Genomic DNA, 21,707 nt, shown 5'->3' on the forward strand with positions numbered 1-21,707 from the left:
ATTATGTCAATCAAATCTGACCGATGGATACAACAAATGGCAAGCAGGCATGGCATGATTGAGCCATTTGAAGCAGAGCAAGTGCGATTTAATGACACAGGGGATAAGCTCATCAGTTATGGCACATCCAGTTATGGCTATGATGTCCGTTGTGCCCGTGAGTTCAAAGTATTTACAAACGTACATTCTGCCATTGTTGACCCAAAAAACTTTGACCCTAATAGTTTTATTGACATTGTGGGCGATGAATGTATCATTCCTCCCAATTCATTTGCCTTGGCTCGTACCATGGAATATTTTCGAATTCCTCGTGATGTATTGACCATTTGTCTTGGTAAATCTACCTACGCACGCTGTGGCATTATCGTCAATGTTACTCCGCTTGAGCCAGAATGGGAAGGGCATGTTACCCTAGAATTTAGCAACACCACCAACCTACCTGCTCGCATCTATGCAGGAGAAGGTGTGGCACAGATGCTGTTTTTTCAAAGTGATGCTGATGATGTGTGCCAAATCAGCTATAAAGACCGTGGTGGTAAATATCAAGGTCAGACAGGGGTAACGTTACCAAGAGCTTGACCGCTTAATTTTTGCATCACCTGTTTTCATCAACTGCTTGAATAAACCGCTTTAACAAACCGCTTTAACAAACCGCTTTAACAAAACATTGGGAGTGGCCACAAATGGCAGACATCGAAATTGAAAGGCAGCATAACATGGATTTAGCCACGGCACGCCATCAAGCCAAACAATGGCTCAAACAAGCCTGTGATGAATATGGCTTGGACGTGGATTATGTGGAAGGAGACAGCCAAGATACCGCCAGCATCAGCCGTAGTGGCATTGCTGGTCATGCGGTATTAGATGAGCAAAAAATCCGCTTTAAAGCCGAATTGGGCTTTGCCGCCAGATTGCTCAAAGGCAAGATAAAGCAAGAACTGGAAAATGGCTTAGATGAGTTTTTTGTGTGATGGCCGTTGCTGCCTTTAATAAAACCTTACTAAAACCACCTTTAATAAGAGCCACCTTTTTGCTGGCTCTTTTTGTAGAGATTGACTTTAATCATTTATTTTTAACTGTGCTGTTTCGTTAAATGATGTTGTTTACTTTAATATCTTTAACCCTGCTTTATTTTCTCGTTTTGGTTTGGGCGTGGCAGATTTATCCGTCTTAGGCGAATTATCCAAGCTTGGGTCATAATCATCATACTCAGTAGGGTCAAAGAACATGCCTTGCTGATTTTCTTTGGCATAAATGCCCATGACTGCTTGCATGGGTATCCATATCTCTCGTGATGCTCCAGCAAAACGTGCATTAAAATGAATGTAGTCATTATCCATACGCATATTGCCAACTGCTTGGCTGGCAATGTTTAGCACAATGCGGTCATCACGGACGTGTTCAGTAGGCACTTGCACATTATCATGGCTGGTGTCCACCATGATATGCGGTGTCAACAAATTGTCTTCTAACCATTGATAAATGGCTCTGACCATATAAGGGCGAGTGGGGGTTAAGGTGGTTTCGTCATTCATCTGTATGTTCTCCTGTTATCCATTTTAAAGATGTTGGTTTTAAATATGTTAACAATCAATAAACCAAACTGGCAACAAACGCAGGTTCAGTGAACAGTCGTTGCTGATAAGCAAGCAAAGGTTTTACCAAAACGTTGGGTAACTTTAGCTGATGCTCTTTTAGTTGCCACAGCATGGGGGCAAGCAGCACATCACACCAGCCCAAACTGTCAGATAAAAAATAAGGCTGATGAGCAAATAGGGGGGACAAAGTGACTAAAGAGTCGCTCAGCTCTTTTTTGACCGTATCAAATTGTTTGGCATCAAAGCTATCTGGATGTCGTAGAATGTGTCTGGCTAGCCCCAACCAGTCTTTTTGTATACGCCATGCCAATTGTCTGACTTGGGCCCGTTGCTGAGCAGAGTAAGGCAATAATTTTGGCTGCACATATCGCTCTTCTAAATACTCAAATATCACCGTCAGCTCATAAAAAGTAAATTGTCCATGTATCAATGTCGGTAATGTGCCATAAGGGTTGAGCTGAATTAAGTCTTCGGGGCGTTCACTTTTTAGGTAGCTGTGGCCATACTCCACATTTTTAATGGCAAGCAGATAGCGTACCACATGACTGTCATAACCGTCATCACCGTATAATAATAAATGATTTTTGCTCATTGACTTGGCTTGTGACATGACCGCTCTCAAAGTTAGGCATATTCTGCCATGATAGCAAAGCTTGCCATCACTGGTAAAGATGATGGTCAATCGTTTTGCCAATAAAAGTCAATCGTTTTGCCAATAAAAAAAGGAGCATTCAACTCAATGCTCCTTTTTATCTGATTGATTTTATCTGGCTGAAGTCATCACCTGGCAAACAGCAGGCACTTATTTAACGTCTTTCCAAAATTCTTTATTGAGCAGATAAACAGGGATTAACAACACCAATAAGAACAGCAGAACAAACGCACCGATGATTTTACGATCATGACGGACAGGCTCACCCATCCATGCCATAAAGTTGACCAAATCACCCACTCGTGAGCGATATTCTTCTTGACCAAGCTCTTGCTCTAGATTATGTAGCACATGTGGCATGGCAGCATTGGGCAATACCAAGTTGTTTGCTCCCCAAGGACGGCTAGGGTCTTCATAGAAGCTCAATAGGTAGGTATAAACCCAATCATCACCCCTTAGGCGATTTTCTAACGATAAGTCTGGTGGCGGTGCTCCAAACCAATCCGACTGTAACTCTGGGTCAATGCCAGCGGTGATGTGATTACCAATCTGGTCAGTGGTAACCATTAAGTATTTTTCTACCAGCTCTGGCGGAATCTCTAAGTCTTTGGCGATGCGTGAATGACGCACATATTGAGCGGTATGACACCCAGCACAATAGTTCATAAACATGGTTGCACCACGTTGTAGCGAGCCTTTGTTTTCAAAGTTAATGGGTGCTTTGCTACACTCTAAGATTTCTTCATGACCATCGGCACTTTTGAATGTGCCACAACCATGACCACCCCCTGCTTGAGCAGGCACAGATGCCATACCCAATGCCACCGCCACACTGACAGACAAACCAAGACCAGATAATGATTGAATGACCGTTTTCATTAGTGACCTCCAGTGACACGTTCAGGTGGTTGTTTACACTTCTCAATGGCGGTATAAATCGGCATTAACAAGAAGAACAAGAAATACAAGACAGTACAGACTCGAGCCACCAAGGTTGCTGTTGGTGTTGCAGAGGTTGCACCCAAATAGCCCAATATCAAAAAGCTGATGGTAAACACCGCCAACGCAATCTTAGACAGTGTGCCTTTATAACGGATTGAACGAACAGGTGAGCGGTCAAGCCAGGGTAATACAAACAAGATGGCAATTGATGCCCCCATGACAATCACCCCTGGTAAGGCTGAGCCAAACATGGACGGTGTGGCACGTAACATGGCATAAAATGGTGTGTAATACCAAACAGGGGCAATGTGTTCTGGGGTTTTAAGAGGATTGGCGACCTCAAAGTTTGGTGGCTCAAGGAAATAACCGCCTCCTTCTGGGAAGAAAAACACCACTGAGAAGAACACCATAAAGAACACCACGATACCCACCAAATCATGCACGGTGTAATAGGGGTGAAATGGCACACCGTCAAGTGGTACGCCGTTTTTGTCTTTGAGTTTTTTGATGTCAATGCCATCAGGGTTGTTTGATCCAACATGGTGTAGTGCCACCAAATGAACAAACACCAAAGCCACCAAAATTAATGGAATGGCAACCACATGCAAAGCAAAGAAACGGTTTAGGGTAATGCCAGAGATGATGTAGTCACCTTTGACCCATTCGCCCAGTGCATCACCAATAAAAGGAATGGCAGCAGGCAAATTTAAGATGACTTGAGCACCCCAAAATGACATGTTACCCCAAGGCAATAGATAGCCGAAAAAACCCTCTGCCATCAGGCACAGATAAATCGCCATGCCAATAAGCCAAATCAGCTCACGAGGCTTCTTATAAGAGCCATAGAGCAGACCACGGAACATGTGCAAATAGACCACCACAAAAAAAGCAGATGCCCCAGTGGAGTGCATGTAGCGAATAAGCCAGCCTCCTTTGACATCACGCATGATATACTCAACAGATGCAAACGCACCTTCAGCACTGGGGTTAAACATCATGGTTAACCAAATACCAGTTACCAGTTGGTTGACCAGTACCACCATGGACAACACACCAAAAAAGTACCAAAAATTAAAGTTCTTTGGTGCATAGTACTTTGACATGTGGTATTCATAGGTTTCAGTTGCAGGAAATCTGGCGTCCACCCATTGCATTAATTTTTTACCCATACTCATGACTATGCCTCTCCAACTGTCAAAATAGTGCCATTTATGCTGTACTCAGGAATTGGCAAGTTGATTGGTGCAGGGACACCTTTATAAACACGTCCAGCCAAATCATACAAAGAACCGTGACAAGGGCAAAAAAATCCACCGAACCAGCTGTCGCCACCTAAGTCAGCCGCACCCACTTCTGGGCGGTAGCTGGGGGCACAGCCCAAATGCGTACACACCCCCTCCACCACCAAAATATCAGGCTCACGTGAGCGAGTGTCATTCTTGCAGTATTCAGGTTGAACGGACTGGTCAGATTGTGGATCGCTGAGTTGTGGTAAGACTTTTTCTAGATTGGCAATCATCTCGTCTGTGCGTTTAACCACAAAGATGGGTTTGCCACGATATTTGACAACCACCATTTGTCCATTCTCAATCGAGCTGATATCTTGGGTGACAGCAGCACCAGCGGCCTCTGCTTTAGCACTAGGATACCAAGAGCGAACAAAAGGGGTCGCCACAGCAGCCACTCCAACCGCCCCAATAGCAGCAGTCGAAGCGATTAAAACTCGGCGACGTTTGACATTCACACCTTCGGCATGGCTCATTAAAACTTCCTCCAGTTAATGATTCAGGGATATAATCCCTTACTGGGTTTGTGGCAATGATGATTGATGGCTACTATAAGCCAAAAGCAAAAAAATTACCACCCCATATCCTGTCAAATCAATACTGTACAAAAATCAATCAGCATCGTACAAAACAGTCAATGATTAGGATATGTCTATGCCCATTTTGCTAATTGTTGCTATTTTAAGCTATTTTTGCAAAGAAATAAATCACCAAGGCAAATAAAAACCCCTGAGTCTTCAGGGGTTTAAAAAAAGATGGCAAATAAAACAAAAATCGATTAACGTTTTGAGAATTGTGGGCGTTTGCGTGCTTTACGTAGACCCAATTTTTTACGCTCAACCTGACGGTCATCACGAGTAACAAAGCCAGCTTTACGTAAGTCTGATTTTAGCTCTGGGTCAAACTCAATCAAAGCGCGAGTGATGCCATGGCGGATAGCACCTGCTTGACCGTTGTTACCACCACCTTTGACCGTGATGTATAGGTCATATTTATCAGTGGCATTTAATAGCTCAAGCGGCTGACGCACCACCATGCGAGAAGTTTCACGACCGAAGTATTCGTCTAGTGGTTTGCCATTAACGATTATCTCACCACTGCCTTGTGATAAAAAGACACGAGCGGTTGAAGTTTTACGACGACCTGTTCCGTAGTAACGTTCCATGAGTGTCTCCTTTAGATGTCAAGTGGTTGTGGCTGTTGGGCAGTGTGTGGATGTTCGTTGCCAGCATACAGCTTAAGCTTTTTAATCATGGCATAGCCTAAAGGACCTTTTGGCAACATGCCTTTGACTGCTTTATGCAAGACATCTTCAGGCTTGTGAGCAATCAGTTTAGTAAAGTTGGTTTCTTTGATGCCACCAGGATAGCCACTGTGACGATAGTATTTTTTGTCTTCGGCTTTTTTGCCAGTGACGGCAATTTTGTCAGCGTTGATAACAACGATGAAGTCGCCAGTATCGACATGGGGGGTATAAGAAGGCTTATGCTTACCACGTAGGCGATGAGCAATTTGGCTTGCCAAGCGGCCTAGGGTTTTGCCTTCGGCATCCACAACATACCAGTCGTGGGTGACTTCAGCGGGTTTGGCACTGAGTGTTTTCATGTTAAAGACCTTAAAATGAGTCGTTGAGAGAATGTCTTGGGGAAACGAAGGCTCTCAAAAAACAGACTGCACATTATACGAATTGCTTGGGGTGAATGCAAGACATGATTTGCTGATTGTTGGGATATTTTGTTTTATATTGATGTCATCAAGCTTATTTGATGCTTATCAAGTAAGCAAAAATTTGCCCTATTTTTTTATGTTTCATGATTTGCAACTGGTTAGCTTGTTGCCAACTTGACATCACTTGCTCTAAGGGACTATTGGCTTCAAGGTAAATAAGGCTATTTTTTTGTAAGCATTTTTGTTCAATCAATAAGTCAAGTAGGATTTGCCATAAATTCAAAGAATAAGGGGGGTCGATAAAGACAAGGTCAAATTGGTGGGGGAGAGCGGTTGTCAGTGCGTGTTGGGCAGTGGCATTGATTACCGTGACTTTGTCATTATCTAAGGTCAGTTGGGAGATGGTACGTTGTAATTGTGTGTTTTGTGTTGGGTTTGGCTCAATAAAGGTAACGTGTTTTGCACCACGAGATAAGGCTTCAAACCCTAAAATGCCACTGCCTGCACACATGTCAAGAACGTTGGCATCATTTAGATGACCCATTAACCAGTTAAATAACGTTTCTCGCAAGCGGTCTGGTGTGGGTCTGAGTCCATCAGCAGAGACAAACTGAATCTGACGGCTTTTAAATTGTCCTCCGATGATGCGAACTTTATTGCTGTTTCTGCTATTACTGTTATTGTTCGTTTTGCTTATTCTGTGGTGAGTGTCGATTTTTGGTGGTTGTCTGCTGTTGTTCGTATGGCTGTGCTTTGTATGACTGTGTACAGACTTTTTAGGACGTTTTAGCATGTCATTGATTCGCTGTTGGGTGTTTTTTTATTTTTGTCATTTCTGTGGTTGGTGTGATTTTTTACTCAGTTTTTCGCATCTTTTATTGTTTTTTCGGCTTCTTTTTGAGCCACATAAGTGGCAATTTTTTTGGCTTTTGCTTGGGCTTTTTGTTCGTTGAGCTGTTTTAATTCGTTTGGCGTGGGTGGTGTGATGGGGGCATGTTCACGGGTGATTATCCAGTAATCAAACAGTTTGCGAGCGATGGGGGCAGCGGTGGTGCTGCCGCCACCGCCGTTTTCTACCAAGACGGCAACGGCAATTTTTGGGTCTTCGACAGGGGCAAATCCATTAAACCATGCGTGGTCCCAGTGGCGTTTGTCCAGCTCATTTTTATTGTAGCTTTTACCTTGAGCGATGGATTTAACTTGTGCTGTGCCTGTTTTGCCTGCAATGCGATATTGTGGTGTGTAGATGCCTTTGGCTGTGCCACGTTTGACGGTTTCTTCCATGGCGCTTTGCATTCGTAACCAATCTTCGGTTGTGCCATTAAAGTCAATGCGACCGTCTGGTTTGCTAATGGGGGTTACTGTTTGGGCCCCTGTGGACGATTTAAGTAAGTGTGGGGTGATGTGTTGTCCTTTGGCGGCGACCATGGCGGTGGCGTTGGCAATTTGTAGTGGTGTTGCCAAAAAATAGCCTTGTCCAATGCTGACGGAGATGGTTTCACCAGGTAGCCAGTCTTTGTTGTAGGTGTCTTTTTTCCACTTGGGTGATGGCATCACCCCTGATTTTTCATTGACCAAATCAATGCCTGTGTCAGCACCAAAGCCAAAACGTATCATCCAATCATGTAACTTTTGGATGCCCATTTGATAAGATGCTTTATAATAGTAAGTATCAACGGATTCGACGATGGATTTGGTCATATTAACCGTGCCATGCCCTCCTTTTTTCCAATCACGAAAACGATGAGAATCTCCAGGTAGGGTAAAATAGCCAGGGTCCCAAATGGTGTCGTGCCACCCCATGATGCCATGGTGTAAAATGCCCATAGATTCAAAAGGTTTAATGGTTGAACCGGGAGGGTACATGCCTTGTAAGGCACGATTATACAGTGGTTGATCTTCATCGTCTTTTAACATGCCATATTCATTAAAAGAGATGCCTGAGACAAAGGGGTTGGGGTCATAGCTTGGGTTACTGACAAACGCCAACACATCACCATTTCGTGGGTCGATGGCAACAATCGCCCCACGCCTGCCATTGAGCTGGTCTGATGCAATCTTTTGTAAGCCATAATCCAGCGACAGATGAATGTCATTGCCAGCCACAGGTGGCTTGGTGTCCAGTTCTCTTAACACATCGCCGTGGGCGTTGGTTTCTACCGATTTGTAACCTGGTTGGCCAAGCAATAAAGTCTCATAATAGTTTTCAATACCAAGTTTGCCAATTAAGTCTGTGCCAGCATACAAACGTTTATCAATTTCTTTGGATTCTTTGTCATTAATACGCCCCACATAGCCGATGACATGGGCGAACAAATCACCATAAGGATACACTCGAGTCAGTTTACTTTGGATATTAACGCCACGAAAAAACGGTTTTCTTTCGCTAAATTGAGCCACTTGGGTGGGGTTTAAATCTATTTTTATGGTAACAGGGTCATTTTTACTGTCTGCCACTCGCAGTAGAATGTCTTGTATGTCTTCTTCGGTTAAATCAAAAATGGGTGCTAACAGATTGAGCGTTTTACTGGGATTACTGACTTCATCAGGGCTTATCATTGCGGTAAAAACAGGCTTGTTATCCGCCAAAATATGCCCATTGCGATCATAAATATAGCCACGACTTGGTGGGGCTGAGATGAGCTTGATGCGGTTGTTATCAGCAGCGGTAACATATTTGTCATGAGCATACACTTGTAAAAAACCATAACGAGCGACCAACACACCCAAACCAATAAAAATAAACAATCCAGCAACGATGACTCGTCGCATGAACATGCGGTTGATTTTATTGGTATCTTCGTCTAATGCTTTTTGCATGTTGGGTGATTATGATGGCTGATTGATGGTTAATGGCTTGATGGCTGATAAAAGGCGGCAGATGATAAATGGATTATTTTAGCAAGTTTATTTGACATTGCCAATGATGCCAAAATGATGCCAAATAAAAGTATGGCATAATGATACGCCTAGGGTGATAATATGTCTGACAACAACGAATAAAGAGGAGTTATGAAAAGTCGTGATTTAATCAAACTGATAGAAGCCGATGGTTGGTATCTTGAAGCGATAAAAGGCAGTCATCATCACTACAAGCATCAGGTTAAAAAGGGCAAAGTTACCATACCCCACCCAAAACCCCACCTACCCACAGGCACTGTTAATGGCGTACTAAAGCAAGCTGGGTTGAAATGACCCAGCCTGTCATAGCTGTTAAAACCAGTCACGACACATAACAAAAAGGTGAAACTATGTTATACCCCATTGCCATTGAAGCAGAACAACATGAAGGGCAAACCGTCTATGGTGTGGTTGTGCCTGATTTACCAGGGTGTGTTACCGTGGGTGATACTTTTGAAGAAGCCTATGAGAACATCATCGAAGCCATTGAGTTGCACTTACAAGGCATGGCAGATGATGGTGATGATATGCCTATGCCAACAGGCATCTCCAATCACCTTGATAGCCCTGAATACGCAGGCATGACGTGGGCGTTGGTGTCTGTGGATGTCAGCCGTTATCTTGGTAAAACCCAAAAGGTCAACATCACTTTGCCCAGTAGGTTGGTGCATATGATTGATGAGAAAGTCGCCAGCAATAAAGAGCGTTATCATAGCCGCAGCAGTTATTTGGCAAGATTGGCAGAAAAAGATTTGCTCATGGGATAAAAAAAGCTTGATTTTCACCCCAAAGACTGCTAAAGTCGTACTTTTTTTGAAAAAACTTGCAACGTTGCAACAAGGTGATGACTTAGGCGGTCATCGCCTTTTTTTGTGGCTGATTGTTGGCTAGTTGCTGGTTGGTTGCAGGTTGGCACATTGCTCAACGGCTTGCTTAGAACAAGCACAAGTGACCATAAATGCGAGTTCATCAGCACAACATATGGCAGATATGTTAAAATGTCGTGTTTAAACTGATAATTTTGGCTAAAAAATTAACATAAAATCTTAACCTGACACTTTGATGACATCTGAGTGAATTAACTGGGCGTACTGATGGGCATTTGGCAATTTTTCACGGCACATCCTGAATTTGTGGCGATGTTAACCATTCCACCTGTGACGGCTTTCGTGACTTGGGCCCATGTGTGGATGGCACTTAAGATGCTGTTTTATCCCATTCATTTTTGGGGCATTCGTATTGACAATTTACCACATCAGTTCCCCGGTCTTGGTTGGCAAGGCATTGTGCCTAGAAAAGCAGGTAAAATATCAGGGGTCATTGTTGATCAAACGTTGTCTAAATTAGGCAGTTTAGATGAATTTTTGCAAGCGATGAATCCTGAAGAGATGGCAGAGTTCATCACCCAGGCGGTATTAGACAACCTAGAAACGTTGATTGATGAAGTGATGTATGAGCGGTCAGCAGGGTTGTGGCAAAGTCTGCCTTATGCGGTCAAACGCCGTGTTTATGCTCATGTTCGCAGTCAGTTGCCAAGCATCATGAAAACGCTGGTCATGGATTTAACCTTAAATGTCGAAACACTGGTGGACATGAAACAGATGATTGTCCGTAAGATGGAAGGTGATCGCCGTTTGATGGTGCAGATGTTTTTAAAGGTGGGCAAAAAAGAGATTGATTTTATTTGGCACATCAGTGCATTGATTGGTTTTGGTTTTGGCTTGGTGCAGATGCTGGTGTTTTATTTTGTGCCACAACATTGGACAGTGCCATTTTTTGCGTCAATTTGGGGGTTTTTAACCAATTGGATAGCCATTTGGATGGTATTTAATCCCATCGAGCCACATTATTTTCGTTTTATTAAGTTGTTTCACAAACAATCTGCTTTTCCCTTTATCAAACCTGTGATGCCCCACATTGCCACTTATAATTGGCAAGGGGGGTTTATGAAACGTCAAGATGAAGTGTCAGAAGTATTTGCTGATGTGGTGGTCAAAGAGTTGGTAACGGTTGAGACCATCATGGATGAGATGATGTATGGTCATAGATCTGCTCAAACACGACAAGTGGTCAGACAGCATTTGCATCAGTTGATGGATTCTCCTGTGATTGCCACCACATTAAGAATGGGGTTGGGTACAAAAGAGTTTGGACATTTAGAAAACACCATCATTGATAAGTCAATTCGTGCCACCATGGTGCCTATTCGGGACCCTGATTTGAATGTCAGCCGAGCTGAGAAGATTTTTGGTATGTTCCGTGACCGCATTCGTCAGTTGTCGCCACAAGAGTTTCAAAATTTATTGCGTCCTGCTTTTAAAGAAGATGAGCTGACGTTGATTATTTTGGGTGGGCTGACAGGGTTTTTGGCGGGTTGGCTGCATTTGATTGTGGTGTTTTATTAAGTTCATAAGATTGGGTGAATGGTTAAGATTGATTTTAATCGATAAGTCAGTTGGGAAGATTAGGTAAATTATGTTAATCACTGAGTTGGGTTATGTCGCCTTATTAATGGCGTTGATGTTGGCAATTTTACAAGTGATATTGCCAACGCTTGGTATTTGGCGTGATGAGCCTAATTTACAACGATTAGCACCAAGCTTGGCATGGGGGCAGTTGTTTGCCATGCTGATTTCGTTTGGTTGTTTGATGGCAGGTTTTTATTTTAACGATTTTAGTTTGGTGTATGTTGCTGAGCATTCTAACTCGTTGTTGCCTTGGTATTATAAGTTGTCTGCCACTTGGGGCGGGCATGAAGGTTCGCTGTTATTGTGGATGACAATCATGGCGGCATGGTGTGCGTTGGTGGCTTGGTTCAGTCGTGGGTTGCCTTTGTCCATGCGTGTGCGGGTGTTGGTGATTTTGTCTGGCATTCAAGTGATGATGCTTGCCATGTTGATTTTTACGTCATCACCTTTTGACCGTACGTTGCCAAGCTTACCTGTGGATGGGCGAGATTTAAACCCTTTGCTACAAGACCCAGGGTTGATTTTTCATCCGCCTATGTTGTATATGGGTTATGTGGGCATGGCAGTGCCATTTGCATTTTGCTTGGCAGCATTGTGGGCTGGGCGATTAGATGCGGCGTGGACACGTTGGTCTCGACCTTGGACAGTGGCTGCATGGTGCTTTTTAACTTTGGGCATTGCTTTGGGGTCTTGGTGGGCATATTACGAGCTGGGTTGGGGTGGTTGGTGGTTCTGGGACCCTGTTGAAAATGCGTCATTGATGCCTTGGTTGGCATCAACCGCATTGTTGCATTCCTTGGCAGTGACTGAGCAACGTGGGGTGTTTAAGGCATGGAGCATCATGTTGGCAATTTTTACCTTTGGTTTGAGCTTGTTGGGTACGTTTTTGGTGCGTTCTGGTGTGATCACATCAGTACATTCGTTTGCCGCCGATCCAACTCGTGGGGTGGTGATTTTAGCCATTTTGGGCGTGGTGATAGGTTCTGGTTTATTGATGTTTGCCACTCGTGGTTGGCGATTGACGGTGGAGAGCCATTATCAGTTAAAATCTCGTGAAACCATGCTGGTGGTGAATAACATCATCATCTTAGTGGCAACCATTGTGGTTTTGCTGGGTACTTTATACCCCATCATTGCTGATGCGTTTCATCTTGGGCAAGTGTCTGTAGGACCACCGTATTTTAATGCGTTGTTTGTGCCGTTAACGTGGATATTGATGTTGGTGATGGGCATGGGGGCAACGCTAAGATGGAAAAAAGACAGTCGTCCAATGTTAGCAGCGGTGTTGACGGTTTTGCTAAGCTCAGCAGTATTGGCAGCGATATTGACTTATTTTATCAGTCCAAATGAGCCGTTTAATGTGGCGATGACGTTATTGTTATCTGTCTGGGTGCTTGCCTGGATGGGCATAGACATGAAGCATAAATTACGCCATGCTAAGCTTAATTGGTTGACCGCATTGATAAAACTGCCACTGAGTTATTGGGGCATGCAAGTGGCACATATTGGCATGCTTATTGTTGCCATTGGCGTGGGTGTGACCACAAGTTTAAGCGTAGAGACTGATGTTGCCATGGGGGTGGGGGACACAGCCAATGTGCGTGGTTATGAATTTGCCATGACAGAATTATCTGCTATTAGGGGTAAAAACTATGATGGTGAAATGGCAACGGTGATGGTGAGTAAAAATGGTCAGCACATTGGCACATTGCAACCACAAAAACGCACCTATGTGGTGTCGATGATGCCAATGACTGAAGCGTCGATTAATGCCAATTTAATGCGAGATTTGTATGTGGCATTGGGAGAGCCGATTGATGACACAGGCAACACATGGGCGGTACGTATCTATGTCAAGCCTGCCATTCGCTTGATATGGTTGGGGTCTATCATCATGAGTTTGGGTGGTTTGCTTGCGATGATGGATAAGCGTTATAGACTGAACTCTCGTCGTAAGTCAACCCCCATTTTTGAATCAAGCTGATGGCATTTAACTGGTTTTTCACAGATTTTTCACGGGTTTGTACCAACTTAGTTTTTTCAATCACTCAATTTTCTAATCACTCAGTTTTCTGGTCACTTAGTTTTCTAATCACTAGGTTTTGCCAATAAAAGGAGCATGTCATGAGTCAAAAAAATAAAACGTGGTTATTTTTGTTGCCTTTGCTGGTGTTTGCAGGGGTGTTGGTCATGCTTTATGGTAGACTGGGTAAGCCCACGGACGTACAGATGAACACTGCTTTAGAGCGGTCAGTGCCAACTTTTAGCTTGCCCATGCTGTCAGACACCAGCATCATTCTAACCAATGAACAATTGCCAAAAGAACCATATTTACTCAACGTTTGGGGGTCTTGGTGTCCCACTTGTGTGGCGGAACACCCCATGTTAATGCAATTAAGCCAACAAGGTGTGACCATGGTGGGGGTCAACTATCGAGATGATTTGTCTGATGCGTTAGGGTATCTTAATGATCATGGCGATCCGTTTGTGTTGTCTATCCAAGATGGTGATGGCACATTGGCATTGGATTTAGGTCTGACAGGAGCCCCTGAAACATTTGTCGTGGACGGTGATGGCATCATTCGTCAGCATATCTTAGGTGAGGTTGCCAAAGCCAATTGGTCTGCTCGCATTCAACCATGCCTGCAAGCATTGCAAACTAAAGCCAACAACCTGCATGAGGTGTGTCAATGACCATATTTGGCTTATCATGTTTGGATTTAAAATGGATAAAAAAAACATCGTTAAAATCCATACGCCTATTGGGTGTGTTGTCATTCACCATGCTTGTTACATTACAAGCCACATGGCAAGTTAGCCATGCTGCCATTGATGTCTATGAGTTTGACAATGAAGTTCAAGAGCATCGTTATCGTGAACTGATAGATGAATTTCGTTGTCCAAAATGCCAAAACCAAAATTTGGCGGGGTCAGATGCCCCCATTGCCCAAGACTTAAAGCAAAAAACGTATGATTTAATCAAGGCAGGGCAGTCTGACCAACAAATCCGTGAATATATGTTTGAGCGTTATGGCGATTTTATCAGTTATAAACCACCAATCAGACCATCAACTTGGATTTTGTGGTTTTTTCCACCTGTGTTGTTGTTAATGGCATTGATATTTTGGTATTGGCGTACCCGTAAGCCCCGTTTGGTCTGGGCTGATGACTCTGTGAATGATGGTCTTGATGACACCAGTGGTGATGCTGGGGCAAGCTTAACACCAGAAGAGCAGGTGCAACTTAATAAATTACTTTCTGAGTTAGACGCTGAGTATGATGAGCAATCAGGCATTGCAGGCATTGAACAGCCAAACAAAACCAAGCAAACAGCAGATGACAAGCAAATAACAGATAAAGAACATGGAGATGGCAATCAATGAGCAGTGCGGTGTTGTTTTTTACTCTGGTTTTGCTGATGTGTCTTTTGGTTGCCACTGTGGTGGTGATGCCTTGGCTTTACCCTGCCAAATCAAACCGTGATAACAAACTGCTGGCCGTCAATGTGGCAACGTTCAAACAGCGTTTGGCTGAATTGCAAATCGATAAAGACACTGGTGAGATTAGTACAGAACATTATCAACAGCAAAAACTAGAACTACAACGTCAACTGCTACAGGCAGAGCAATCAGAGCAACCTGCCAGACCTGTGCGTCTTGCCAATCGAATATTTATTCTGTCATGGATACCGCTATTGACATTTTTAGCGTATTTTCTCTTAGCTGACCGCACGCCAGTACTCCAACTATGGCAAGCACAAGACCGAGTAGGTAACGTTGCTGATGATTTATTAACAGGTAAAATAGATGTGCCACCCACATGGGCAACCCAAGACAGCATTGGACTTATCTCAGCCATGCAGACCAATGTCTATCGCCATGCTTATGATGCCAATCGTTGGATGCGTTTGTCTGAGTTGTTTTTATCATTAGAAGCGATAGAATCTGCCATGCAAGCCATGGCAAGGGCATACCGACTAGAACCTGATAATGACGACATTGCCATGACCTATGCTCAAATCAGCTTTCTTGCCAATGGGGCAAGACCAACGGCTGATGCTCGCCGTATCATTGAAAATTTTTTGCAAAAAGATGCCAATCATGAAGGGGCAATGATGCTGATGATAATGAGTGAAACCAGAGAAGGTAACCATGCACAGGCATTGGGTTGGATTGATAAACTGTCTGACAGCATCAGGAACAAATCAGGCGACCATAGTCAAGCTTTAGATAGCTTACAAAAACTGCATGATGACATCACCCAAAGACAACAAAAAGCCACCCAAGCACTTAAAGTGACAGTGAGTGTCAACACAAGCTTATTACCATTGATAAAAGAAAGTGATGACCTATTTGTCAGTGTGCAAGAGGTGGCTGGAGGACCTCCATATGCAGTGAAAAAATTACCAGTAACTGGCATCAACAATGGCATCATTGAAGTTGAATTAACTGATGATGAAGCCATGTTACCAGACAGACAGCTAAGCATGGGGCGTGGTGGCAATGCCAAGCTGAGCGTGAAAGCTCGCATCAGTGCGTCAGGTAATGCCAATAGTCAATCGGGCGACTTGACCAGCAACCCTGTGATATTGAATAAAGACAGTCAAAGTGTCAACATCGAAATTAATCAGCAAGTGCCTTAAACTTAAATGCTTCATACTTTTAAGTACTTTAAGCTTAAGTACCTTAAGCTTAAATATAAGCGTAAGAAAGGTTGTCGATTGATTGTATTTAAGATGCAGTCAGCATTTGTGTTATGCTAAGATAGTTAATCCAATTTATAAAAATATGACTTGTCATATGGATAATTGATGTTAAGCCAACAGGAGCAGTTATGAAACGCATCATTTTGTTAGGTCCTCCAGGGGCGGGTAAAGGCACACAAGCCCAATTCATTGCTAAAGAATTTAACATTCCGCAAATCTCAACAGGCGATATGTTGCGAGCCGCCATCAAAGACGGCAGTGAACTTGGCAAACAAGCCCAAGAAATCATGAATGCTGGTGGCTTGGTATCAGATGAGCTTATCATCAACTTGGTTAAAGAGCGCATCGCCAAACCCGATTGTGCCAACGGCTGTATTTTTGATGGCTTTCCACGCACCATACCACAAGCTCAAGCATTGAGTGATTCTGACATCATCATTGATGATGTCATTGAAATTTGTGTGCCTGATGATGACATTGTCAGCCGTTTATCAGGCCGCCGCCAACATCCCACCTCTGGGCGCGTCTACCACATTAAACACAGCCCACCCAAACAAGCAGGCATTGATGATGTGACAGGTGAGCCGTTGGTACAACGTGAAGATGATAAAGAAGACACCATTCGTGAACGGTTAGCAACTTACCATAAGCAAACCGCAACTTTGGTTGATTTCTATCAAACTCTTGCCAAGCAAGGCGGTGATGCACCAAGCTATCATAAATTTGATGGCACGCAGGACATTGAGCAAGTCAAACAGCAAATCAGCAGTGCCTTGAATATGTGACAGACAACAAAAAGGCACTAAAAACTGGCAAAAATGATTGACAGACAGCAAAAGGGTGCTATAATATGCACCCTATACAGCAATCGCTGATATCCTACATGCCAGTGTGGTGAAATTGGTAGACACGACGGATTCAAAATCCGTTGCCCTTAAAAGCGTGTCGGTTCGAGTCCGACCACTGGTACCATATGACAGTCTGTAGACCTTCTACAGAAGTCTATAAAAGCCCAAACTATCAATATTTGGGTTTTTTTAATGTCTGTAGCAGTACGCCTTAATCTGTTGCAATCTGTGTTTTTTAGCAGTAATTTTTTAAATTTACTGTTTTTGCTCAAAAATTACTGTTATGACTCGTCAAACCGTTGCCCTAACTGCCACGCAAGTGGAGCGTGCTAAGCCTAAAGACAAGCCCTATCGTCTGTATGACGGTGGTGGGTTGGTGCTTAACGTTGCCAAGTCTGGCACAAAGACTTGGTATCTACAATACTCACACCCTTACACAAAAAAACGAGACATGTTTAAGTTGGGCAGATACCCATCTATGTCTTTGTCAGATGCTCGCAAAAAAGCGATTTACTGCAAGATGGTATTGACCCCAAACAAGCCAAAACGGATGCAGATAAACTAAAATCTGATGAATATGCCAACAATTTTAAATCTGTCTTTGACCAATGGCTAGAGTCAAAGGACTATAGCCCTGCAACATGGCAAAAAATGCAGACATACAGCAAAGAGATTTTGGCGGTTATTGGTGATAAACCTGTCAGCCAAATAACCACTGCCGACTAAAACCTGTTGAAAGGGCAGGGCAGTTTACCAAACTACAAAAAATGCGAACAATGATTGGTCAAGTGATGACTTATGCCATCGCCACAGGTAGGGCAGATAACAACCCTGCTCTGTATTTGCGTGGGGTATTTAAGTCAGGAAAAGTCAGGCATAACCCTGCTGTTTTGGACGAAAAAAGACTTACTGAGCTGGTGCAAGGCATTGATGGCTATCATGGTAGATTTACCACTCGTTTGGCGTTGATGTTTGCCCTGTTGACCTTTGCTCGCCCTGGCGAAGTCAGGCATATGCTGTGGCAAGATGTGGATATTGACAATGGCTTATGGGCATACACTCCAAACAAAACTGCGAAATCCACTGAAGTGCAGATATTTTCTCCTTTATCATCACAAGCCATCAATATTTTGCGACAGGCCAAAGAGTATCATCATGCGGATTTGGTGTTTCCATCAGCGGTTAGCAATATCAGACCGCTGTCTGAAAATACGCTCAATCAAGCATTAAGGCGGATTGGCTTTGACAGTGGCGAACAGACCAGCCATGGGTTTAGGGCGATTGCTCGCACACTGCTAGAAGAGCGGTTTGGCTATGATTATCGTATGATTGAGATGCAATTGGGGCATCAGGTGAGAGACGCTAATGGCAGAGCATACAATCGGGTGCAGTGGGTGGATAAAAGACGTGAGATGATGCAGAGATGGGCAGATTACCTATATGAGTTAAAAGAGCGGTAAAACCGCTCATGCTTGGGTGTAATTTTGCTCTATCCATTCATCAACATCACTTTCTTTCCATGCGGTAACTTTGCCATGTTTGTAGGGTTTTGGGAACTGCTCTTTTTTTAGCTTTTCCCAAATTGTGGATTTGTCCAAGGCGGTCTTTTTTGCCACGTCTGCTATGCGTAGCATGCTTGTAGGTTTTGCTTTCATGGCTTTTGTCTCCTTTTCATTGCTTCTAGCAGTAGGTCTTGTATGTCTCGTTTTGATGTGCGGCGTTCGATGACCAGCTCGTCCACCGTGTCTTTGGCAATTAGGTGGTAGATATAGACAGGGCGTTTGTGTCCTGCTTGGGCTTGGCGAGTGGGTCCGATGCGTTCGACAATCTGCTGATACTCTTCTAAGTTCCACCAGTGTCCGAATACGGCTAAGATGTTGCCGCCGTCTTGTAAATTAAGCCCGTGTCCTGCACTGGCAGGGTGGGCGAACAAGACAGGGATTTTGCCAGCGTTCCAGTCTTTGATGGTCTGTGGGTCATCATCTAGCGGTTTGCCTTGTTTAAAGGCTCTTTGTAGTCGCTCTAGGTCAGACTTAAAGTGGTAGGCGACCAGCACAGGCATGTCGCCTGCTTCTTCGATAATGGATTCCAAGGCTTGTAGCTTTACGTCATGTATCTGTTCAAAGCCGTTATCGGTGTACACCGCTCCGTTAGCCAGTTGTAGGCATTTGATGGTTTTGGCAGCGGCGTTCATGGCTTCTACTTCGGTTTGCCCAATTTCAAAAAACATCTCTTTTTCCATTTTTTCGTATAGTTTGCGGGCGTTGCTCGGCATGTCCAGATACACGTCCACGATGACAGGCTTGGCAATGTCAAAATAATCTTGAGCGTCTAGGGTTAGGCAGATGTCGTTAAGCCGTGCATGGATTTGTTCTTGGGCAAAGTCGTGTGGTTCAAGGCGTACCGCAAAGCGTTGGTTACCCATTTGTATGGCTTTAAACCAGCGGTTTTTGAACGCTGTAAACGAGCGTCCAAGGCGTTGCCCGCCGTCCAAAAACCAAAGCTGTCCCCACAGGTCAATCAGCCCGTTTGGGCTTGGGGTGCCAGTCAGTTCAATAAAGCGGTCAACATGGCTATGGGCGATTTTGGCTAAGGCTCTGGCTCGTTTGCTACCGCCACGGCTGCGGTAGGATTTTAAGCGGGTGGACTAGTCAGCGATGACGGTGTTAAACCGCCAGTTGTCGCCCAGCTTTGCTACCAGCCACGGTAGGTTTTCATAGTTCATGGTGTACACGTTGGCATCAGCGTGCAGGGCTTCGGTGCGTTGTTTGTCGCTGCCGATAATCGCTGACACTTCGATGTCTGATAGATGCTGCCATTTGTCTGCTTCGTCCACCCAAGTGCTGGCGGCGACTCGCTTGGGGGCGAGTACCAGCACGGGCTCTGGCTCAATAAGCTGTAGCATGTCGATGGCGGTCAGACAAGACACGGTCTTGCCCATGCCCATGGACGCCCACAGGGCGTTGCGGGGCGTGGTTAACAGATGCTCAATGGCGGTCTGTTGGTAAGGGCGTGGGGTAAATGGTTTACGCATTGTTTAAACCTAAAAGAGTGTCTAGTGCTTCTATTATCTGTCCGCCATTCTCAGATACTTCTATCTCTATATGACTATTTGCTGTACCGTCATAGCTTCTTTTTGCGTACACATGTGTAACGGCATCATCGTCTACAGTGATGCTGTAAACCGTTCTTTTATAAGCCCTAGGCTCATGAAAAGAAGCTCTTCTCACAACCAATTTGCCAAAGTCGCCCTGTAGCTCTCGACTTTTTCTAAGTGTATTAACTGTTCTCATTTTCAACTCTCACTGTCATTTAATTTAGCAATCAAACAATCCACGTCCGCACGGCTAGCCACCACCGTTACCCATTGTCCGTGTTGTCGCATTCGCTCGTGTTCTCGTTGTTGTCCTGCCCTTGGCTTTTGCTTGGGAGCTTTGACTTCCACCCAAAGGGTCATGTGTGGCAACATCAAGATGCGGTCTGGGCAGTGGTTGTGTCCGACCCATTGGCATTTACGCACCAATGCCCCTATCTCTTTGGCTCGCTTGATAAGATATTTTTCGATGTCCTTTTCAACCGTCATCATCAATCTTTCCTATATCGATATGCTTCAAACCCACCTGCCGCCAGTGGTAAGCCGTCTGCCCATGGTGGGTTGGTGGCAAGCAGTGAGCTTAGATGCTTGGGGTTAAAGTCGTCCGTGTCTGGGGCTTCACAGATGACTTCATCGTGTACGGTGAGTACGATGTCATAGCCTGCCTGTTCAAGGGCGTGCATGTTGTACGCTAGGATGTCACGGGCAAGGGCTTGGCAGATGTTCTCAAACAGTTTGCCGCCATAGGTGTCCAGATATTCCCATTTTCGGCTGTATTGATTTACGCCTTGGTAAACAATCTTGCCGTCCTTAAGCCCAATATTGGGATAGCACAGATAGCGACCACTGGGCAGACGGATGCGTAACCACTTGCCGTCACGTCGCACTACCAGTTTGCGAGCGTGAAAGGTTTGGCTTGGGTTGGTTATGGCAGAAGTAACCACCGCTTCTAGCTCTTTCCACAGACTGCTGATGTTTGGGTGGGCTTCTCGCCACATGACCTTAAAGCTGTCACAGGTGAGCCATGTCTTTTTTGCCAGTTCGATGGTTTGTCCTTGCTCCTGTATAAAGGTCATTGTGCTTAGGGCTTTTTCTTTGACGTGTTGGGGCAGGGCACCCCATGCGTCGTCAGCCATTTGTGTTAAGTCAATGCCATACGCCAGTGCCATGTTTTTAAACGCTCCCACGCCACCAGCGTACCCCAATGCCAGCTCTTGCACTTTGCCGATTTGACGCTGTTCTTTGGTCACCGCTGTGGGCGAGATGCCAAACTACTTGGCGTAAGCAAGTTTGTACAAGTCATGCCCTTGTCCGCTGTCAAAGGCTCTAAAGGCATCTAACTTCCACGTTTCGTCCGCCAGCCATGCTTGTACTCGCCCTTCGATGTTGGATAGGTCGCTGACCACCAGTTTTTTACCGTTTGGGGCGATGATGCAACCACGGATGGCAGAGCTGGTCAGCTCCATAAGGTTGTCGGTCGGTAGCTTAGCTCCGCCAAGCTTTAAGGCGGTGATGCCATCGTCTATGTCGCTTTGCTTTAGGCTT

Annotated in this window: 24 protein-coding genes, 1 tRNA gene and 2 pseudogenes; 12 read left to right on the plus strand and 15 right to left on the minus strand. The window is 44.6% G+C overall.

The annotated features are described in order from the left end of the window. The first annotated feature begins 3 nt into the window (after positions 1-3). Together dcd and B0682_RS00410 are read left to right on the plus strand one after the other, a co-directional pair. Positions 4-579 carry a dCTP deaminase gene (gene dcd, locus B0682_RS00405; RefSeq protein ID WP_078306134.1) on the plus strand — a complete coding sequence of 192 codons (576 nt, stop codon included), beginning with the start codon at positions 4-6 and terminating at the stop codon, positions 577-579. 104 nt (positions 580-683) lie between these two features. Next, entirely contained in the window at positions 684-971 is a 288-nt protein-coding gene (locus tag B0682_RS00410; RefSeq protein ID WP_078306135.1) for a polyhydroxyalkanoic acid system family protein, read from the plus strand. A 132-nt stretch (positions 972-1,103) separates the two neighbouring features. On the opposite strand, the gene B0682_RS00415 is transcribed toward B0682_RS00410, so the two are convergent. The 9 genes from B0682_RS00415 to mrdA all read right to left on the minus strand — a co-directional run bounded on the left by B0682_RS00415 (position 1,104) and on the right by mrdA (position 8,966). Next, complete coding sequence (locus B0682_RS00415) at positions 1,104-1,535, minus strand: ClpXP protease specificity-enhancing factor (RefSeq protein WP_078306136.1); 432 nt, start codon at positions 1,533-1,535, stop codon at positions 1,104-1,106. A 55-nt stretch (positions 1,536-1,590) separates the two neighbouring features. Further along, positions 1,591-2,208, minus strand: coding sequence for a glutathione S-transferase N-terminal domain-containing protein (locus B0682_RS00420; RefSeq protein WP_078306137.1), 618 nt, complete (start codon positions 2,206-2,208; stop codon positions 1,591-1,593). Positions 2,209-2,400: 192 nt separating this feature from the next. Continuing rightward, positions 2,401-3,129, minus strand: a complete 729-nt coding sequence (locus tag B0682_RS00425) for a cytochrome c1 (protein WP_078306138.1) — start codon at positions 3,127-3,129, stop codon at positions 2,401-2,403. After that, positions 3,129-4,346 carry a cytochrome b gene (locus tag B0682_RS00430; RefSeq protein ID WP_205760080.1) on the minus strand — a complete coding sequence of 406 codons (1,218 nt, stop codon included), beginning with the start codon at positions 4,344-4,346 and terminating at the stop codon, positions 3,129-3,131. Before B0682_RS00430 ends, B0682_RS00425 begins: the two co-directional genes overlap by 1 nt. 23 nt (positions 4,347-4,369) lie before the next feature. After that, positions 4,370-4,954, minus strand: a complete 585-nt coding sequence (gene petA, locus B0682_RS00435) for a ubiquinol-cytochrome c reductase iron-sulfur subunit (protein WP_078306140.1) — start codon at positions 4,952-4,954, stop codon at positions 4,370-4,372. Between the two features lie 302 nt (positions 4,955-5,256). After that, the gene (rpsI, locus tag B0682_RS00440) at positions 5,257-5,643 is read right to left on the minus strand and encodes a 30S ribosomal protein S9 (RefSeq protein WP_078306141.1); all 387 of its coding nucleotides are present in this window, start codon (positions 5,641-5,643) and stop codon (positions 5,257-5,259) included. Between the two features lie 11 nt (positions 5,644-5,654). After that, positions 5,655-6,083, minus strand: a complete 429-nt coding sequence (rplM, locus tag B0682_RS00445; protein ID WP_078306142.1) for a 50S ribosomal protein L13 — start codon at positions 6,081-6,083, stop codon at positions 5,655-5,657. Positions 6,084-6,237: 154 nt separating this feature from the next. Next, entirely contained in the window at positions 6,238-6,939 is a 702-nt protein-coding gene (gene rsmD, locus B0682_RS00450) for a 16S rRNA (guanine(966)-N(2))-methyltransferase RsmD (protein ID WP_078306143.1), read from the minus strand. A 65-nt stretch (positions 6,940-7,004) separates the two neighbouring features. Then, a complete protein-coding gene (gene mrdA, locus B0682_RS00455) occupies positions 7,005-8,966 on the minus strand; it encodes a penicillin-binding protein 2 (protein ID WP_078306144.1) in 1,962 nt (653 codons plus the stop codon). Between the two features lie 192 nt (positions 8,967-9,158). On the opposite strand from mrdA, the gene B0682_RS00460 reads away from it, so the two are divergent. The 10 genes and pseudogenes from B0682_RS00460 (at position 9,159) to B0682_RS09760 (ending at position 18,528) form a co-directional block, all read left to right on the plus strand. After that, entirely contained in the window at positions 9,159-9,341 is a 183-nt protein-coding gene (locus tag B0682_RS00460; protein WP_078306145.1) for a type II toxin-antitoxin system HicA family toxin, read from the plus strand. A gap of 56 nt (positions 9,342-9,397) precedes the next feature. Then, complete coding sequence (locus B0682_RS00465; RefSeq protein ID WP_078306146.1) at positions 9,398-9,814, plus strand: type II toxin-antitoxin system HicB family antitoxin; 417 nt, start codon at positions 9,398-9,400, stop codon at positions 9,812-9,814. A 327-nt stretch (positions 9,815-10,141) separates the two neighbouring features. Beyond that, positions 10,142-11,452 (plus strand): DUF445 domain-containing protein, encoded by a 1,311-nt coding sequence (locus B0682_RS00470; protein WP_078306147.1) that lies wholly within the window; start codon positions 10,142-10,144, stop codon positions 11,450-11,452. Between the two features lie 70 nt (positions 11,453-11,522). Beyond that, on the plus strand, positions 11,523-13,499 hold the full coding sequence (locus B0682_RS00475; protein WP_078306148.1) for a heme lyase CcmF/NrfE family subunit: 1,977 nt from the start codon (positions 11,523-11,525) through the stop codon (positions 13,497-13,499). Positions 13,500-13,639: 140 nt separating this feature from the next. Continuing rightward, on the plus strand, positions 13,640-14,209 hold the full coding sequence (locus tag B0682_RS00480) for a DsbE family thiol:disulfide interchange protein (RefSeq protein ID WP_078306149.1): 570 nt from the start codon (positions 13,640-13,642) through the stop codon (positions 14,207-14,209). An 89-nt stretch (positions 14,210-14,298) separates the two neighbouring features. After that, positions 14,299-14,898 carry a cytochrome c-type biogenesis protein gene (locus tag B0682_RS00485; protein WP_143823223.1) on the plus strand — a complete coding sequence of 200 codons (600 nt, stop codon included), beginning with the start codon at positions 14,299-14,301 and terminating at the stop codon, positions 14,896-14,898. Beyond that, entirely contained in the window at positions 14,895-16,157 is a 1,263-nt protein-coding gene (ccmI, locus tag B0682_RS00490) for a c-type cytochrome biogenesis protein CcmI (protein ID WP_078306151.1), read from the plus strand. Before B0682_RS00485 ends, ccmI begins: the two co-directional genes overlap by 4 nt. A gap of 191 nt (positions 16,158-16,348) precedes the next feature. Continuing rightward, positions 16,349-17,005, plus strand: a complete 657-nt coding sequence (adk, locus tag B0682_RS00495) for an adenylate kinase (protein ID WP_078306152.1) — start codon at positions 16,349-16,351, stop codon at positions 17,003-17,005. A gap of 100 nt (positions 17,006-17,105) precedes the next feature. Then, positions 17,106-17,192 (plus strand) — tRNA-Leu (locus B0682_RS00500). A gap of 159 nt (positions 17,193-17,351) precedes the next feature. Further along, a pseudogene (locus B0682_RS09760) lies at positions 17,352-18,528 on the plus strand (tyrosine-type recombinase/integrase). Between the two features lie 6 nt (positions 18,529-18,534). Here the strand turns inward: B0682_RS09760 and B0682_RS00515 are convergent. The 6 genes and pseudogenes from B0682_RS00515 to B0682_RS09740 form a co-directional block, all read right to left on the minus strand. After that, entirely contained in the window at positions 18,535-18,723 is a 189-nt protein-coding gene (locus tag B0682_RS00515; protein WP_205760078.1) for a helix-turn-helix transcriptional regulator, read from the minus strand. Beyond that, positions 18,720-20,102 (minus strand): annotated as a pseudogene (locus B0682_RS00520) (SNF2-related protein). The gene B0682_RS00515 and the pseudogene B0682_RS00520 overlap by 4 nt, the downstream one beginning before the upstream one ends. Next, the gene (locus tag B0682_RS00525; protein WP_078306154.1) at positions 20,095-20,361 is read right to left on the minus strand and encodes a hypothetical protein; all 267 of its coding nucleotides are present in this window, start codon (positions 20,359-20,361) and stop codon (positions 20,095-20,097) included. The pseudogene B0682_RS00520 and the gene B0682_RS00525 overlap by 8 nt, the downstream one beginning before the upstream one ends. 2 nt (positions 20,362-20,363) lie before the next feature. Further along, positions 20,364-20,654, minus strand: coding sequence for a PDDEXK family nuclease (locus B0682_RS00530; RefSeq protein WP_078306155.1), 291 nt, complete (start codon positions 20,652-20,654; stop codon positions 20,364-20,366). Continuing rightward, the gene (locus tag B0682_RS09735; protein WP_338044621.1) at positions 20,654-21,412 is read right to left on the minus strand and encodes a DNA polymerase family A protein; all 759 of its coding nucleotides are present in this window, start codon (positions 21,410-21,412) and stop codon (positions 20,654-20,656) included. The genes B0682_RS00530 and B0682_RS09735 overlap by 1 nt, the downstream gene beginning before the upstream one ends. A gap of 21 nt (positions 21,413-21,433) precedes the next feature. After that, positions 21,434-21,628, minus strand: coding sequence for a hypothetical protein (locus B0682_RS09740; RefSeq protein WP_338044622.1), 195 nt, complete (start codon positions 21,626-21,628; stop codon positions 21,434-21,436). Positions 21,629-21,707 lie beyond the last annotated feature (79 nt).

This window comes from Lwoffella lincolnii (assembly GCF_002014765.1).
Classification (GTDB): Bacteria; Pseudomonadota; Gammaproteobacteria; order Pseudomonadales; family Moraxellaceae; genus Psychrobacter; species Psychrobacter lincolnii.

Excerpts from the sequence above, each read along its gene's own strand:
- B0682_RS00480 (WP_078306149.1), top strand. The coding sequence starts at position 13,640 with ATGAGTCAAAAAAATAAAACGTGGTTATTTTTGTTGCCTTTGCTGGTG.
- B0682_RS00460 (WP_078306145.1), top strand. The coding sequence starts at position 9,159 with ATGAAAAGTCGTGATTTAATCAAACTGATAGAAGCCGATGGTTGGTAT.
- rplM (WP_078306142.1), bottom strand. The coding sequence starts at position 6,083 with ATGAAAACACTCAGTGCCAAACCCGCTGAAGTCACCCACGACTGGTAT.
- B0682_RS00485 (WP_143823223.1), top strand. The coding sequence starts at position 14,299 with ATGCTTGTTACATTACAAGCCACATGGCAAGTTAGCCATGCTGCCATT.
- B0682_RS00515 (WP_205760078.1), bottom strand. The coding sequence starts at position 18,723 with ATGAAAGCAAAACCTACAAGCATGCTACGCATAGCAGACGTGGCAAAA.
- ccmI (WP_078306151.1), top strand. The coding sequence starts at position 14,895 with ATGAGCAGTGCGGTGTTGTTTTTTACTCTGGTTTTGCTGATGTGTCTT.
- dcd (WP_078306134.1), top strand. The coding sequence starts at position 4 with ATGTCAATCAAATCTGACCGATGGATACAACAAATGGCAAGCAGGCAT.
- B0682_RS00475 (WP_078306148.1), top strand. The coding sequence starts at position 11,523 with ATGTTAATCACTGAGTTGGGTTATGTCGCCTTATTAATGGCGTTGATG.
- B0682_RS09740 (WP_338044622.1), bottom strand. The coding sequence starts at position 21,628 with ATGGAGCTGACCAGCTCTGCCATCCGTGGTTGCATCATCGCCCCAAAC.
- B0682_RS00430 (WP_205760080.1), bottom strand. The coding sequence starts at position 4,346 with ATGCAATGGGTGGACGCCAGATTTCCTGCAACTGAAACCTATGAATAC.
- B0682_RS00420 (WP_078306137.1), bottom strand. The coding sequence starts at position 2,208 with ATGTCACAAGCCAAGTCAATGAGCAAAAATCATTTATTATTATACGGT.
- B0682_RS00415 (WP_078306136.1), bottom strand. The coding sequence starts at position 1,535 with ATGAATGACGAAACCACCTTAACCCCCACTCGCCCTTATATGGTCAGA.
- B0682_RS00525 (WP_078306154.1), bottom strand. The coding sequence starts at position 20,361 with ATGAGAACAGTTAATACACTTAGAAAAAGTCGAGAGCTACAGGGCGAC.
- B0682_RS00465 (WP_078306146.1), top strand. The coding sequence starts at position 9,398 with ATGTTATACCCCATTGCCATTGAAGCAGAACAACATGAAGGGCAAACC.
- rsmD (WP_078306143.1), bottom strand. The coding sequence starts at position 6,939 with ATGCTAAAACGTCCTAAAAAGTCTGTACACAGTCATACAAAGCACAGC.
- mrdA (WP_078306144.1), bottom strand. The coding sequence starts at position 8,966 with ATGCAAAAAGCATTAGACGAAGATACCAATAAAATCAACCGCATGTTC.
- adk (WP_078306152.1), top strand. The coding sequence starts at position 16,349 with ATGAAACGCATCATTTTGTTAGGTCCTCCAGGGGCGGGTAAAGGCACA.
- B0682_RS00425 (WP_078306138.1), bottom strand. The coding sequence starts at position 3,129 with ATGAAAACGGTCATTCAATCATTATCTGGTCTTGGTTTGTCTGTCAGT.
- B0682_RS00470 (WP_078306147.1), top strand. The coding sequence starts at position 10,142 with ATGGGCATTTGGCAATTTTTCACGGCACATCCTGAATTTGTGGCGATG.
- rpsI (WP_078306141.1), bottom strand. The coding sequence starts at position 5,643 with ATGGAACGTTACTACGGAACAGGTCGTCGTAAAACTTCAACCGCTCGT.
- B0682_RS00410 (WP_078306135.1), top strand. The coding sequence starts at position 684 with ATGGCAGACATCGAAATTGAAAGGCAGCATAACATGGATTTAGCCACG.
- petA (WP_078306140.1), bottom strand. The coding sequence starts at position 4,954 with ATGAGCCATGCCGAAGGTGTGAATGTCAAACGTCGCCGAGTTTTAATC.
- B0682_RS00530 (WP_078306155.1), bottom strand. The coding sequence starts at position 20,654 with ATGATGACGGTTGAAAAGGACATCGAAAAATATCTTATCAAGCGAGCC.